The organism is Psychrobacter pacificensis, from assembly GCF_900101915.1.
GTDB lineage: Bacteria > Pseudomonadota > Gammaproteobacteria > Pseudomonadales > Moraxellaceae > Psychrobacter > Psychrobacter pacificensis.
In genome coordinates this window covers 67,408-82,151 of sequence record NZ_FNAL01000011.1, presented here as the reverse complement: position 1 = coordinate 82,151, position 14,744 = coordinate 67,408, and the positions used below count along the sequence as shown (strand labels likewise).

Sequence of the window (14,744 nt, the reverse complement as noted above, 5' to 3'; positions counted from 1 at the left end):
ACCATTTAACGAGACACTGTAATGACATCATCACCTTCGGTTACCGCATCCACGCCACAAGCAGACGCTAAGGCACCAGCCCTACTCACTGCCTCACAGCTAAACAAAACCGTGCAAGTCGGTGAGCAAAAATTATCTATCATTAAGGACGTCGATATATACGTCAATGCTGGCGAGTTTGTGGTCATCATGGGCAAATCAGGCTCGGGCAAATCCACCTTGCTGGGCTTACTCGCAGCTCTAGATTATCCTGATAGTGGTACGGTATCGCTGGCAGATCAAACGCTCAGCAGCTTGGATGAAGACTCACTTGCGGTTATTCGTCAGCGTGATATGGGTTTTGTCTTTCAGTCATTTCATCTACTGCCGACCCTAACTGTCGCCGAAAACATCGCCTTTCCTCTTGATATCGCACGGCGTCCAAACCCAGCAAGAGTCAACGAGCTGATCGTTGCGGTTGATTTGGGTCATCGCCGTCATAGCTTACCCAATCAGTTATCAGGTGGTGAGCAGCAGCGTACGGCGGTGGCACGAGCGCTAGTATCGCATCCAAAGATTGTCTTTGCCGATGAGCCAACGGGTAACTTGGATGAGCAAAATGCCGATCAAGTCATGCAGCTGCTATTAAATCTACGCCAGCAAGTTGGCTCTGCACTAGTAGTCGTGACTCACGATCCTGCGCTTGCCGAGATGGCTGATCGCGTCATCACCATGCATGACGGCCGGATTGTACCGACATGAATGAAAAGCTGACAGACAACACATCGACTGATATAAAAAAGACTGATACCAGTATGCGTCAAGAGACCAGTTATTCTAGCGGTATCCTCAATCAACTTTTCATCAAAACACTAGGCTCGCAAGCACTCAGCCGTAGTTGGTGGCAGCGCTGGGTGTATCCAGTGTTGTTTCTACTCACATTGACCTTGTCACTTGCAACCTACCTGACCCTCGACTCTGTGCAGCAGTCTGTCGATCGTTATATCAATGACAATCAGCGCGCACTCGTTGGTGGCGACTTGATTTTGAACAGCAAGCAAGACTGGCCAAGCGAGGTATTGGCGCAAGTAGAAACCATCCTCGATACGCAGACCGTGTATGACTATCAGTTTAGCGCCATGCTCGTCACCGATGAGCAAACTTTGCTTGCCAGCGTCAAAGCCGTCACACCGTCTTACCCTTTGTACGGTACCGCTGAGCTTGCCTCAGGAAAGCCGCTGTGGGAGCAACTAACCGCTGACAATATCGTCGTCGCCCCAGAAGTGCTCAGTAGCCTAAATGCTAGTGTCGGCGACCGTATCGATATTGGCGATGCGCAGTTTACGATCAGTGATGTGCTGACCAAAGAGCCTGATCGACCTTTGAACGCCTTTGGTTTTGGTGGGCGAGTCTTGATGAAGCAAGATGCGTTAGAGGCCACCAATCTACTCGGTCAGCGCAGCCGCATCAATTACCGTATCGAGATAGCAGGTGATCCTGAACTGATAAGCACGCAGCGCAAAAAGCTCACAGGCATACTGACCAGCTATCCTGATATCGAGCTCTCTGATGCTGATTCGGCGGACACTTCGGTCTCGCGTATCTCTGATAATGTATTGATGTTTTTAAAGTTACTGGTCATTGCCGTACTGCTACTCTCGGCGGTCGCCATGTACGGTGTCATTAGTGCGTTCGTCAGCAAGCAGCAGTCCAATAATGCCATTCGTTTGGCGTTAGGCGAGCCGCTTGGTTCACTCAAACGTAGCTATTATCAATTGCTTATCGTCACGACTGCCATTGCTTGTATTGCCGCGATTGTCCTTAGTCTGGGCTTGCTTAAAATTGGTCAGCCGTATCTCGCGGCTATCTTACCTGCTGACGTGGGTCTATCTATCAATCCAATTAGCGCGATTAAGACCATTGTGATTGCCTTAGCCCTCACGTTGCTGATTGCTCAGCGTGGTTTAAGCGCGCTTAACACCACCAAACCCGCGACCCTACTCAATCAAGGAGCAAGCACGCAGTCGCAAAACCTGCCGTGGTATCGACGCGTACCATTACTGTGGTATGGCTTGGTGATGACAGGGCTGTATGCCTTCTTTGCTTATGAAGTGGGCTCATTGTCATTAGGCGCGCAATTATTGGGCGGCTTGATCGGCTTTGTGGCGATATTTTGGCTACTGGCGCGTGGATGGCTATGGTTGCTTGCTAAGCTGGCGAGCAATGCCAAGGTCAGTTGGATGCAGCGTATCGCCATTCATAATCTGGCGCGCAAGGGCAATCAATCCGCATTATTCTTTGTCACGCTATCGCTATCGGTCGCGGTGCTGACGCTCATCACGACACTCAATCATAGTATTAATGCGCAGTTTATCACCGCCTATCCTGAAGACGCGCCCAATCTGTTTTTGCTCGATGTGCAAAGCGATCAACATGACGATATTGATGCGATCATTGAGGCGCCTGTCACTTATTATCCGGTCATTCGTGCGCGTGTAGAGACGGCCAATGATGTACCGGCAAAAGATATCGAGCCTGAGGATGGCTTTGATGACCCCACGCGGGTGTTTAACTTAAGCTACGCCGATACGGTCATGGATACCGAATACATCACTGAATCGCTCACAGACGATGCGCTATATACGCCTATCGATGCGACAAATGAACAAATCAAACCCCTATCTATCTTGGACACTGCCGCCAGTATGCTCAATGTCGGTATGGGCGATCAGGTGCGCTTTAACATTCAAGGTATCGAAATCGTCGGGCAGATCACCAGTATCCGCTCGCGCTATGAGCGCGGTCCAAGCCCGTATTTTTACTTCCTGTTTGAGCCGTCGGTGCTGTCCGCTGCCCCGCAGATTCAATTTGCCACTGCGCACGTATCAGAAGATGCGATTCCAGAGCTACAAGGCAAACTGGTACGCCAGTTCCCTGCGGTCACGACCATCGATGGCACGGCTATTGCCAAGCAAATTCAAGAGCTGGTGGTACAAATGAGCCGCTTGGTCTATGTGTTTACCTTGCTGGCCCTGCTCACTGGCGTCATGGTGCTGATTAGCTCGCTGTTGTCTACCTCGCAAGATCGTATGAAGGACAGCGCGTCATTTAGACTGCTCGGTATGCAAAAGCGCGACTTGTATATGCTCAATATATTAGAGCTGGGTGTGCTTGGTATTAGCGCGGCAACCTTTGCAGTCGTTATCGCTAGCGTTGGCGCTTGGGTGGCCATCACGCAATGGTTTAACCTACAGTTTAGTGTGCCATGGACAAGTTTGGCTATTGGCGGTGCGGCGTTAATCGTCTTGCTGTTTGCCATTGCCATTATTTATGTGAGATTGGTGATTGGGCGCGGGATTATGGCCAGGGTTAGGGCGATGATTTAAGTGTATTCAATTTCAGATTTAAACGAAAAAACCCCTTAATAGGGGTTTTTAATCGCTATTTTCTTTCAGTTTGAATGCATTGGTAGCTAGCTCATCGAGAAGACATTTCCTATTGAAGCTAAACCTCCTCTCTATTGATTTTTGGCTCAAGTTGTATGATTGTCACTTTTATAAAATTTATTTTTTATCGAACAGTTCCTTGATTTTTCAATTTCTGTAATATATATTGTTTTTAAGCGCTAAAGCTGAGGTTGATTTCTAATCCTGTGGCCAAGTATTCATACTATACTTAGACAAAAAGATATCAAGTATAACTTCTTTATATACTGTTCAAAAAATTTAATCCTTTATTTATCCATAGTATGCCTTGTCTAACAAGTGGGGTACTCATACTCATAAGAGTATGTAATAAACAAACAGGATTAATTTATGAAACAGCCTACGTCTTACCTCCCGTTGAAAAAATTCCATATTATTCCCATTAATGGCTTATCTCCAGAGTCTATCAAGTCGTCTGTAAAAAATGCTTCTCGTGATAGAGAAAAAGTCAGTTATAACACTTTACTCAACGCATGTGCTAATGCCTTAGGCGTCAAAGGTGGTATTGCTGGCTACAAGACCGAGTATGAGACAAAGCTCAAACCTTTTATGCAAGAACATCACCTCACCACCCTTACTGACTTAGTTTCACCTAAGTTTTCAGGTTACGATAGTCCTCGCTTACGCTTAACCTATCAAGATATTTCTGAACGTTTTTTCTATAGCGGTAAACCTATCCCTAAGGCAATATTTACAGGTTATGACTTTCATTATGATAGACATTTTGATGATGGTAACTATATTGGTCATGTAGATTTAGGAATTACACAAGACGTTTCTAAAAAAATTCAGTGGGCTAACGACAATCCAGACAAAGAGATGCCAGTTCGAGGAAACAAGTACTGCAATATGCGCAGTCTTCTTGATATCATCATAGGTTCTGAGATGTTATTTATCATTCAGCCTGGCTTTAATATTATTGGTGATCAACTTACTATCCCAAAAAGTACAAACATTCCTGAACTGTGTATTTATCAACGTTCACCTGAAAATATCGACTCAGAAAATGAGTTATTCAATATGTTTGTCAAAAGAGTAAAAAATCTTGAAGGTGGTTGGGTTGACGTCATTCCTTACAACGACAATCTTATTTTTCTCAAAGGCAAAAATGGAGAGTATAGTTTTGTTTTTCGTAATCAGCGCGATAAATTGTTTCAACATGACTCACAATTTGAACCTTATTTGAGACTTTCCGAAATTCCTAGTTTTGTCGATGACTACCATTTCAAGCGTTGGTATTATTTTGAATATGAGGGTTTCAGAGCTGAAGATTTACATAAAGCAGAAGATAGTTTTTATGAGAGTGGAGGGAGTATTGGTAACTATCCAGGTATTTTAGAGCTGTTAAAATCTTACTACCATACTGACTATTCAAAAACTTTAAAGTCTTTAAACACGAATAAGAAACTACCAAATTTTCAAAGAGTTGAGATTTCTGACCAAAGCACTCTTATGGTTTCTGATTTAATTTCTATTGAAGATTTTGAAAAATTCAAACGCGAGAATACTGAATACTTTACAAGGCGTTCCAATCCAAATTTGAGTAAAACAAATCTTGATACGCTAGAAACAGCTAATAACGAGGTAGATAGAACGCTTCCTGTTGCACTAACTGGCTATGATGTTCTTAAGTATATTGACTGGTTTAATTCTGAAAATGACGTGGAAGCACGTTTGTTGAGTTTAGATGAATACCTTGCAATTACGTCATATCATCGATTAGTGATGGATGAAAAAAACCGCGATTCAGTTTACTCTTCTGAACAATACTGTTTTTTTGTCGACTCTAACGGTGATAAAACACGTCAACCTCCATATGTGGATGAAAAAGACTTTCAGTCATTAAATATGTATTTCAACAGTCCAAAATTCGTAGTTAGAAACAACCTAAGGTTTATGGACTCTCACTTGTTCGCAGAATGGTTACAGGATTTTAGCTGTATACGTTCAAACTCCTTAACATCATTCAGTGGTGATCAGTATTTTAGACACAAACCCCCTTTTGCAAGTACAGGTAGATATAAGTATATAAAAATTGGCTTTCGCCTATGTTATGAATTTGAAACATAGGAGATAGCTATGAAATTTAGTAATAACTCTCAAATCGACAAGCTTGTTAATCGTAAACTAAAATCAGGTTGGTACTATCGCAAGGGTAAAAAGCATCATGTTCTCATAGCGCCTAATAATCGTAGAGTAGCTATCCCCTCTTCACCGAGTTGTCGATGTGCATTCCAGAACTTTGTACATAATTTACGAAGAATGGAGAGGATTTAATACCTTTAAATAAATAAAAAAAACGCCTTCTATATGAATAGAAGGCGTTTTTTTGCTTCGTAAGCTGTATAGACATATAAGTCAATATCAGCCCCGCACTTTGCTTATTTTATAGCCCTCATTTGCTATACTAGCCCAACTTTATCGGTTAAATACCCACTTATAACACCCTCCCAAACAGCATGGTAGTCTTATGAAATTCTCAAAGTTCGGTCAAAAATTTACCCAGCCTACGGGCATCTCACAATTGATGGATGATCTGGGCGATGCGCTAAAAAGCGATCAGCCAGTCAACATGCTGGGCGGTGGTAACCCTGCCAAAATTGATGCCGTCAATGAGTTGTTTTTAGAGACCTATAAGGCGCTGGGCGTTGACAACGATGCAGACGTGCCCAACAGTAGCGCGATTATTAGCATGGCGAACTACTCCAATCCGCAAGGGGATGCTGGCTTTATCGATGCGTTGGTTGGCTTTTTTAACCGTCATTATGATTGGAATCTCACGGCAGACAACATCGCTCTGACCAATGGCTCACAAAATGCGTTTTTCTATCTGTTTAATCTGTTTGGCGGTGCTTTCACTGATGAGCAGAACGAATCTGTCGACAAATCCATTCTACTGCCATTGACCCCTGAGTATATCGGCTATAGCGATGTGCATGTCGAAGGTCAGCATTTCACTGCCGTATTGCCGCATATCGATGAAGTGACGCATGATGGCGAAGCAGGCTTCTTTAAATATCGCGTGGATTTTGACGAGTTGGAGAACTTGCCCGCGTTAAAGGAAGGTCGTATCGGGGCGATTTGCTGCTCACGCCCGACCAACCCGACGGGCAACGTGCTGACCGATAACGAAATGGCGCATTTGTCCGAGATTGCGGCGCGCTATGACATTCCGCTGATTATCGACAACGCCTACGGTATGCCCTTCCCGAATATCATCTACTCTGATGTGAATTTGAACTGGGATAACAATACGATTCTGTGCTTTAGTCTGTCGAAGATTGGCTTGCCCGGTATGCGTACCGGTATTATCGTGGCTGATGCTAAAGTGATTGAGGCGGTCAGCGCGATGAATGCCGTGGTCAATCTAGCGCCGACCCGCTTTGGGGCAGCGATTGCCACGCCACTGGTCGAAAACGACCGTATCAAGCAGTTATCTGATAATGAGATTAAGCCTTTTTATCAGCAGCAAGCGAAGACCGCAGTTACCTTACTTAAAAAAGAATTGGGCGATTACCCGCTAGTGATTCATAAGCCTGAAGGCGCGATATTCTTGTGGCTGTGGTTCAAGGATTTACCGATTACTACCCTTGAGCTGTATGAGACTTTGAAAGAAAAAGGGACGCTTATCGTGCCGAGTGAGTATTTCTTCCCCGGTGTCGATGTCAGTGACTATCAACACGCGCATGAGTGTATTCGCATGAGTATCGCGGCAGATGAGGACACGTTGGCCAAAGGCATTGCGGTGATTGGTGAGGTGGTGCGAAAGCTGTACGATGAGGCTAAGTAAAACCTGCTCTTTTTGAATATAAAAAACGGACTAATAAATAGTCCGTTTTTTTATATGATGACTTTATGAAAACGATCTAACCAAACTCTTTTAATAAAGCTTTAGCACTCATTTTACCAAAGTCATTCGCTGCTAGTGGCCCATCACCTGAGATTAGCTTTCTATCTTGATGCGTTTGTCCTGAGGCCAGTTTATTATCAATAGTAACGCCTAGGTCTTCAAGCTTATCCCCAAAGTACCATGGCATCGTACCAGGCAGATAGCCAATTTTTGGCATTTGCTTATCCATGACAGTGGGGAACGCGACCATCTTATAACCTTTAAAAATAAAGTCACGCTTGGAATTGTCTTCATCAGAACTGTCAGGACTATTAAGGTCAGCCGCCAATAACGCTGCAGGCCCGTGACAAATCGCTAAGGTAAAGAGATCATTATCGTGTCCCCAACGTAGCAATGCACCGAGGTTCTTGTCCTCAGGCAAGCCTAGCATCGCGCCATGACCACCCGGGATAAAAATCGCTGCATAGTCGTCGCTATTGGCCATGTCATTTTTGACAAAGTCAGCGATACTATTGGGATTGTTAAACTTGGACTCGTACTCACTATAGATTTGTTTAACGTCGTCATCGTCCTCTGGCATCGCCCACTGCTCGACCTTGACCGCCTCGCCTGTTGGCGTAAACACATCGACATCAAAGCCTGCTTTTTTAAAATGTAATAACGGCACCATCATCTCCACCGGATGATTACCGGTATCAAATTTATTGCCGTTCTCCATAGTCATGTACTGCTCTTCGGTACAGACCATCATGATTTTCTTATCGCCCTTATAGGGATTATCGTAATTAGTATGATCGTAGTTGGTTTTATTCGGCGCAGCTATCTTTAGCGATGATGTTGAGGGAATATAAATGCCTGCTTCAGTTTCTTGCGGCTCTAAGCCTAGAGTATTTTTGGCGTTGTCTAAGGTGTCTTTGGCTTTATCTAATAGATCTTGCATATTCATAGTGGCTTCCTTTTTTATGATTTATATTTATTGAGTAGCTAGAAATGATCAATCTAAGGTAACAAATGAAGACAGCATTAAATAGATGAGAATTTTTATGTTTCGTAAGCTTTGTAAAGCAGGATTGAAAAACTGTTTTAACGGGTTTTCTTTAGTAGCTTACTTGGTGAGCTGCTCGCTTGAAAAATCCTTGTCCACTTATTTAGAGCAAACAGCACGAAAGGCAGCAGGCAGGTATTAATGAGATCATGAATACTTGCTTTGATATCTGTACCTTTTAGAGCCAGAAGGCCTTTTGGCACGATGATGTGACGATTGTCGAAATATTCACCTAGCAGTGCTACGCTAATGACGACTAATAGTGCTAAAAAGGCTCTGATAGTCTGATTCTTAATGATAGGGCGTAAGATAAACATGCTGAGCAGATAGACGCCGACGCCGACGTAAATGTGTAACGCATCTTTGGCAAGGCCAGTTGTTTCAACAACGTTTATTTTAAAGGTGTTAAAGTCCACTAGAGTATTCCAAATATAAGCGAGCAGAAAATGATTGAGCGTATCACTAAACAATAATAACTAAAAATTGATAGTTAAGAATGACAATAGTGGAGAATAAAAAAGGCAGACTATACAAGCGATAACCTACCCTATTCTGAAGCAAATGTGCAATTTACGTTTACTGCCTATCTACACATTCCACTCGACAAAATTCTTTAGCAGTTGCAAGCCAGCGGTATGGCTCTTTTCTGGATGGAACTGGGTGGCAAATAGATTGTCTTTGATGATACTGGCACAAAACGGCTGGCCATAATCACAGATAGCGGCGACTTGAGAGTTATCGTTAGGTGCGCAGTAGTAGCTGTGCACAAAGTAAAAGTGCGCGTTGTCCTCGATACCGTGCCAAAGCGGATGGTCAAAATCCATACCACTAATCGTATTCCAGCCCATATGTGGTACTTTTATCGTTGCGCCTTGTTTGTCTTTCCACGTAGGGTCAAACGCTTCTACCGTACCGTTTAAGATGCCAAGGCAGTCTGTACCTCCATTTTCAGCCGATTGCTCAAATAACGCTTGCATCCCCACACAGATGGCCATCACGGGTTTGTTAAACACTGCATCGCGTACCACGTCATCAATGCCTGCCTCATGCATACCAGCGATACAATCACGCATCGCGCCAACACCAGGGAAGACAATTTTATCTGCTGCCGCGACAACTTTTGGAGCATTGGTGATAGAGACATCTGCCCCGACTACCGACAAGGCTTTGCCAGCTGAATGCAAATTGCCCATACCATAATCTAATAGCGCTACTTTGGTCATCAATTGGTTCTCGTTTTTAAATATTTTGACTACTATACTATTTATACTATTTTGTATACTATTTTCTGTTCCTAAGGTGTAGATAAGGTTTTGCTACAAGGAAGTTAAGCGCAGGCTGTACAACCAGTACGCCAAACTTAACTGACCCTCTTGAGTAACCTTGTAGAACAGCCTTAAATGCGTCTTAGAAAGCCTCTTTGGTCGATGGCAAGGTATTCAGCGCACGCTCATCATATTCGCAGGCCATACGCAGCGCACGAGCAAAGGCTTTAAAGGTTGATTCAATCTGGTGATGGCTGTTTTTACCTTTGAGATTATCCAAGTGCACCGTCATCCACGAGTGATTGACGAACCCATAAAAGAACTCACTGAATAGGTCAACATCGAAGCGGCCAACGTGCGAGCGCGTAAACGGAATATCCATATGCAGCCCTGGACGCCCTGATAAATCCACCACAGCGCGTGTCAACGACTCATCTAATGGCGCATAAAAGTGCCCATAACGACGGATGCCTTTTTTATCGCCCAACGCTTTGTTAAATGCTTGACCAAGGGTAATACCGGTGTCTTCAACGCTATGATGGTCATCAATAAAGGTGTCACCGTTGCACTTGATATCCAAGTCAAACAAACCATGACGCTTAATCTGATCGATCATATGATCCAAAAATGGTACGCCCGTGTCTACCACGCCTTTGCCTGTACCATCGAGGTTGATGGTACAAGTGATTTGAGTTTCGGCAGTGATACGCTCAACGGTCGCGATGCGCTCAGGGCGACCGTATAAATTTAGGTTTGTTGCTTGATTTTGCTCAGTTGCATTGGCTGTCATGGCTATTCTCTATCGGTTTTTTATCAGTGAAAAGCGGTCAATTATAAATAGGGTAAAACATCGCCCATTGCTGTCTGTTACATTGAGGCTAGCGCTGCCATCAGCGCCCACAAAAAATGTATGAAAAAGTGATATATACAAAAGATATCAATATATTAGGGTTGATGTGTATCACATATGATTTAGCCTCATCATAGCAAACCCTAACATTTACTGCCACGACCAAGCACCAAACCACGCACAAATTTACGTCATTCTGCTAAAATAGTGTGTTTAGTATTATCAATCATGACTGGCGCGAACGTTGACAGTCTCACCTTTATGGCACTACTCTCTATGACATAGTGCGGTGTAATACTGACTTTATACTATAAAAACCCTCTGTTTATAGGAACTGCTATGCCTTTAGAAGCGATCGCTATTAATAGCTTGGATGCGCCACTTATCAAAAAACCTGCTCGCGATAATGAGCTAGCAGAACGCTTGCAGGCATTGTACGATAGTGATGATGCGCAGCCTGATGGTGCTGAGGTGTTAAGCATAGTGGCGCAAGGATTCAAACGCGGGCAATACCTCTATGTTGGTATGTTCAATGATAAGCCTATCGCTGCGGTTGCCTGTTTTGATGATGGACAGACCGATGCCAAGCGTTTGCAATATCTGACGGTACATCCAGAGAACCGTAAACGCGCCATCGATGCCAAATTTATTAAACTGGTCTATGATGCCGAGGTCAAAAAAGGCGTGCGTGAATTTGTCCCTGCGGATGCAGATATTCACCGAATTATGAGCGAGTACGAACTCCTGCGCGTAAAAGACTAAATATAGAGTAAATAGGGTTTATTTCGCCAATATTTGTTTATTTATCGACTTTTATGAGATATAACGCAAAAATCACTTGACAGCCGAGCCTATATTTAGTTTAATAGCGCCTCAACGAAGACGGCTCGATAGCTCAGTCGGTAGAGCAACGGATTGAAAATCCGTGTGTCGGCAGTTCGATCCTGCCTCGAGCCACCATTCGTTAATAGATTCTAAAAAGCCCCGAACAGCAATGTTTGGGGCTTTTTTTATGTCTGTTATTTATACTCATCGCTCGCTTTACTCACGGTTGTATAACATTTTTGTGCTTTTTTCTACACCGCTTGGCTCAGTATACTCAGTAACTATGAATGAATAGATACCCATCATAGTACAGAGCCTAGGTGGCAGATATGAGAGAATTTGATTACGACTTGGATTATAAAAATCTTGATCTGCGCGCGCATCCTGAGTTATACCGCGTCGGGCGCGGTGAGCAAGGCGTATTACTTGTAGAGCCTTACAAGTCTGAAATCCTCCCGCATTGGCGTTTTGCCACGCCTGATATCGCCCGCGAGAGCAGTGAAACCATTTATCAGATGTTTTTAGATTATTTAGCAGATGATGACTTCGTTGGCGCGGATATGGCACGTAAGTTCATCCAAATGGGTTACACTCGTGCTCGCCGCTATGCCAATCACAAGGGCGGTAAAAAATATAAAGGGCCAGTACCTGATGACAAAAAAGGCCAAAGCGGCGCCCATGGTCGCGAAGAGTTACCACGACAAGCCGAAGACCCGATCAAGGCAGAATCGGCGCGTATTTTTAAGCAAAAATGGGACCAGTGTCGTGAGAACGAAGATTATCTAAGAATGAAAAAAGAACACCGCGCGCGTTATAGTTGATCCAATTTAAGAGTGGTACAAGGCAACCGAGTGCAGATGTATACGTCATACTTCAAGCGAGGTTAACGCTGTAACGCTTTTTAGTGGATTGACTATATAAAGATGTCGAGTAACTGCTAATGCTCATAAACTTGAGAATATAACAACACTAAATTGACCAGTCTTAAAATACTACCGTGCTAAGGTATAACACGGAATATCTAATACAATAAATATAATGACTTTCAATAGTGAGGAACAATGAATAAGCAACTTTTAATTTTTGATTTTGATGGCACACTCATTGATAGCGTGCCTGATTTGGCCGATGCCACCAATGCAATGCTGACCACGCTTGGTAAAGACACCTACCCAATTGAGACGATACGCAATTGGATAGGCAATGGTTCACGAATGCTTGTAGAGCGTGCTTTGGTCGGTGATATCACTGTCCCAGAGGGCGCACTGACCAAAGCCGAGGCCGATCACGCGGAGCAAATATTTTTTGAGGCATATACTAAGATTGGTGGTAGCAAAACCGTTGCTTATCCCGATGTCGATAGTGGCCTTAAACAACTTCACGCGGCTGGCTACACGCTCGCTCTAGTCACTAACAAACCCATTCGTTTTGTCCCCAAAATATTAGAATCATTCGGCTGGCAAGATCTGTTTAGTGAAGTGATGGGCGGCGACAGTCTATCCACCAAAAAGCCAGATCCAGCGCCCCTACTGCATGTCTGTACTCAATTGGGGATTACTCCTGACCAAGCGATTATGATTGGCGATTCTAGAAACGACATCTTGGCGGGTCAAAACGCCAATATGGACACGCTTGGACTATCCTATGGCTATAACTACGGGCAAGACATTCGTGAACTCGGCCCAACCGAGGCGTTTGATCATTTTACGGATTTGGTTACTTGGATTATGAAAGATAACATCTAACCCATAAAAGCCTCTATCAAACGGATGTGATAGTTGGCTCAAACGAAGACTACTCCTTACTACGATAGCTGAGCGCCTCTGACACATGGGCGCTGTTAATATCTGTACTGTTGGCCAAGTCCGCGATAGTACGCGCGACTCGTAACACCCGATGGTAGCCGCGTGCGGATAAATTCAAGCGCTGCTGAGCAAGTTGCAATAGTTGTTTTTCGCTATCGCCTAATTTGATATATTCATCGATTTCGCTCGGGCTTAGCTCATTATTGACTTTTTGTTGTCGTTTTAATTGATGCTGATGCGCGGCTGCTACTCGCTCGCGTACTTGTTTGGATGTTTCCCCTGCCTGCGCGCTTTGTAAGTCAGCAATCTGCAATGCTGGTACGGTAATATGCAAATCAATACGATCTAATAGTGGCCCTGAGAGTTTGTCTTGATAGCGTTTGATTTGCTCAGGTCGACAGCGGCAGCGCCCTGAGGTATCGCCATCATAACCACACGGGCACGGATTCATAGCTGCGACCAGTTGAAAGTTGGCTGGAAAGGTCATTTGCGAGTTGGCGCGGCTAATAGTGATTTGCTTGGCTTCTAACGGCTGGCGTAATACTTCAAGCACGCTCCGATCAAATTCTGGTAACTCATCAAGGAATAACACCCCTTTATTAGCAAGCGTAATCTCGCCCGGTTTGGGCCGTGAGCCGCCGCCAACCAACGCCACGGCTGATATGGTGTGATGCACTTGCCTAAAGGGACGTGTGCCGTAATCGTAATCACTGTCTGCCACTGAATACGTACTAGCTACCTCGAGCGCATCCTCAGCACTGAGATCAGGCAATATCGTCGGCAAACGTGAGGCCATGAGCGTTTTGCCAGAACCCGGTGGCCCTGTAAACAATAACGAATGACCGCCAGCTGCTGCTATCTCTAGCGCGCGGCGGGCATGGTGCTGTCCTTTGACATCGGCTAAATCCACTTGATAGCCTACATGCTGCGGTGCTGGACTGGGCGTTACCACCTTCAAGCAGTCATAAGATCCGCTTGGATCCGCCAGTGACTGCAAGTGGTTACATACTGCTTTTAGACTCTTCGCTGCCAATATCGTCACGCCATCCACACGGCTAGCCTCACGACCATTGTCAATCGGTACGATTAATTGTGGTGCGCTCTGTAAGGTAACATGTTGCTCGTTTTTTACAGAGTCACTCGCCTTTGACAACGTTTTCGACAACGTTGATGCCAATCCTTCTGCCTTAATCGCGCGAGCGACAGCCAAGCTACCGGTCACCTGCCGCAGCTCACCGTTGAGTGCCAACTCGCCAATAAACTCAAACCCCGATAATACTTCTGGCTCAAGTTGTCCGCTTGCCGCCAATATCCCAATAGCGATTGGCAAGTCAAGACGCGCGCCATCTTTAGGTAAATCAGCAGGGGCTAAATTAATCGTTAGACGCCGATTAGGAAACTGAAAACCTGAATTAAGAATGGCAGAGCGTACTCTGTCTTTACTCTCGCGTACAGCGGCTTCTGGTAGACCAACAATGGTCAATGCAGGTAGTCCTTGTGATAGATGTACCTCAATGATGACCTTGGGGGCGTGCAGGCCGACGACTGAGCGGGTATAGACTTGGGCAAACGACATCAGCGTTTCCTAATATTAGAGACTAATCGATGATAAAGTATTATTTATCAGCGTGCAAATGTCG

The 14,744-nt window shown here is 44.6% G+C and carries 12 protein-coding genes and 1 tRNA gene; 8 read left to right on the top strand and 5 right to left on the bottom strand.

What is annotated here, in order from left to right; all coding sequences use genetic code 11:
- Positions 1-21: 21 nt before the first annotated feature.
- From BLR43_RS08235 to BLR43_RS08215, 4 genes are all read left to right on the top strand, one after another.
- Positions 22-741 (top strand): ABC transporter ATP-binding protein, encoded by a 720-nt coding sequence (locus BLR43_RS08235; RefSeq protein WP_093070322.1) that lies wholly within the window; start codon positions 22-24, stop codon positions 739-741.
- On the top strand, positions 738-3,365 hold the full coding sequence (locus BLR43_RS08230) for an ABC transporter permease (RefSeq protein WP_093070320.1): 2,628 nt from the start codon (positions 738-740) through the stop codon (positions 3,363-3,365). The genes BLR43_RS08235 and BLR43_RS08230 overlap by 4 nt, the downstream gene beginning before the upstream one ends.
- A 429-nt stretch (positions 3,366-3,794) precedes the next feature.
- Positions 3,795-5,534 (top strand): hypothetical protein, encoded by a 1,740-nt coding sequence (locus BLR43_RS13735; protein WP_208855956.1) that lies wholly within the window; start codon positions 3,795-3,797, stop codon positions 5,532-5,534.
- A gap of 400 nt (positions 5,535-5,934) precedes the next feature.
- Positions 5,935-7,254 (top strand): valine--pyruvate transaminase, encoded by a 1,320-nt coding sequence (locus tag BLR43_RS08215; RefSeq protein WP_093070315.1) that lies wholly within the window; start codon positions 5,935-5,937, stop codon positions 7,252-7,254.
- A 76-nt stretch (positions 7,255-7,330) separates the two neighbouring features.
- Here BLR43_RS08215 and BLR43_RS08210 read toward each other — a convergent pair whose 3' ends face one another.
- From BLR43_RS08210 to hisB, 4 genes are all read right to left on the bottom strand, one after another.
- The gene (locus BLR43_RS08210) at positions 7,331-8,260 is read right to left on the bottom strand and encodes a DJ-1/PfpI family protein (protein ID WP_093070313.1); all 930 of its coding nucleotides are present in this window, start codon (positions 8,258-8,260) and stop codon (positions 7,331-7,333) included.
- Positions 8,261-8,397: 137 nt separating this feature from the next.
- Positions 8,398-8,775 (bottom strand): hypothetical protein, encoded by a 378-nt coding sequence (locus tag BLR43_RS08205; protein WP_025645257.1) that lies wholly within the window; start codon positions 8,773-8,775, stop codon positions 8,398-8,400.
- A 171-nt stretch (positions 8,776-8,946) separates the two neighbouring features.
- A complete protein-coding gene (hisH, locus tag BLR43_RS08200) occupies positions 8,947-9,582 on the bottom strand; it encodes an imidazole glycerol phosphate synthase subunit HisH (RefSeq protein WP_093070311.1) in 636 nt (211 codons plus the stop codon).
- Between the two features lie 184 nt (positions 9,583-9,766).
- Positions 9,767-10,414, bottom strand: a complete 648-nt coding sequence (hisB, locus tag BLR43_RS08195; RefSeq protein ID WP_093070309.1) for an imidazoleglycerol-phosphate dehydratase HisB — start codon at positions 10,412-10,414, stop codon at positions 9,767-9,769.
- A 399-nt stretch (positions 10,415-10,813) separates the two neighbouring features.
- Between hisB and BLR43_RS08190 the strand changes: the two genes are divergently transcribed.
- The 4 genes from BLR43_RS08190 (at position 10,814) to BLR43_RS08175 (ending at position 13,044) form a co-directional block, all read left to right on the top strand.
- Entirely contained in the window at positions 10,814-11,236 is a 423-nt protein-coding gene (locus tag BLR43_RS08190; protein ID WP_071002690.1) for a hypothetical protein, read from the top strand.
- Positions 11,237-11,358: 122 nt separating this feature from the next.
- A tRNA-Phe gene (locus BLR43_RS08185) sits at positions 11,359-11,434 on the top strand.
- 194 nt (positions 11,435-11,628) lie between these two features.
- Positions 11,629-12,120 (top strand): DUF4385 domain-containing protein, encoded by a 492-nt coding sequence (locus tag BLR43_RS08180; protein ID WP_093070306.1) that lies wholly within the window; start codon positions 11,629-11,631, stop codon positions 12,118-12,120.
- A 240-nt stretch (positions 12,121-12,360) separates the two neighbouring features.
- A complete protein-coding gene (locus BLR43_RS08175; RefSeq protein ID WP_093070304.1) occupies positions 12,361-13,044 on the top strand; it encodes a phosphoglycolate phosphatase in 684 nt (227 codons plus the stop codon).
- A gap of 49 nt (positions 13,045-13,093) precedes the next feature.
- Here BLR43_RS08175 and BLR43_RS08170 read toward each other — a convergent pair whose 3' ends face one another.
- Positions 13,094-14,680 (bottom strand): YifB family Mg chelatase-like AAA ATPase, encoded by a 1,587-nt coding sequence (locus BLR43_RS08170; RefSeq protein WP_093070302.1) that lies wholly within the window; start codon positions 14,678-14,680, stop codon positions 13,094-13,096.
- Positions 14,681-14,744: the final 64 nt, after the last annotated feature.

What these genes read in the sequence shown, in the direction of transcription:
- BLR43_RS08235 (WP_093070322.1), top strand. Translation starts at nt 22, where the DNA reads ATGACATCATCACCTTCGGTTACCGCATCCACGCCACAAGCAGACGCT.
- BLR43_RS08230 (WP_093070320.1), top strand. Translation starts at nt 738, where the DNA reads ATGAATGAAAAGCTGACAGACAACACATCGACTGATATAAAAAAGACT.
- BLR43_RS13735 (WP_208855956.1), top strand. Translation starts at nt 3,795, where the DNA reads ATGAAACAGCCTACGTCTTACCTCCCGTTGAAAAAATTCCATATTATT.
- BLR43_RS08215 (WP_093070315.1), top strand. Translation starts at nt 5,935, where the DNA reads ATGAAATTCTCAAAGTTCGGTCAAAAATTTACCCAGCCTACGGGCATC.
- BLR43_RS08210 (WP_093070313.1), bottom strand. Translation starts at nt 8,260, where the DNA reads ATGAATATGCAAGATCTATTAGATAAAGCCAAAGACACCTTAGACAAC.
- hisH (WP_093070311.1), bottom strand. Translation starts at nt 9,582, where the DNA reads ATGACCAAAGTAGCGCTATTAGATTATGGTATGGGCAATTTGCATTCA.
- hisB (WP_093070309.1), bottom strand. Translation starts at nt 10,414, where the DNA reads ATGACAGCCAATGCAACTGAGCAAAATCAAGCAACAAACCTAAATTTA.
- BLR43_RS08190 (WP_071002690.1), top strand. Translation starts at nt 10,814, where the DNA reads ATGCCTTTAGAAGCGATCGCTATTAATAGCTTGGATGCGCCACTTATC.
- BLR43_RS08180 (WP_093070306.1), top strand. Translation starts at nt 11,629, where the DNA reads ATGAGAGAATTTGATTACGACTTGGATTATAAAAATCTTGATCTGCGC.
- BLR43_RS08175 (WP_093070304.1), top strand. Translation starts at nt 12,361, where the DNA reads ATGAATAAGCAACTTTTAATTTTTGATTTTGATGGCACACTCATTGAT.
- BLR43_RS08170 (WP_093070302.1), bottom strand. Translation starts at nt 14,680, where the DNA reads ATGTCGTTTGCCCAAGTCTATACCCGCTCAGTCGTCGGCCTGCACGCC.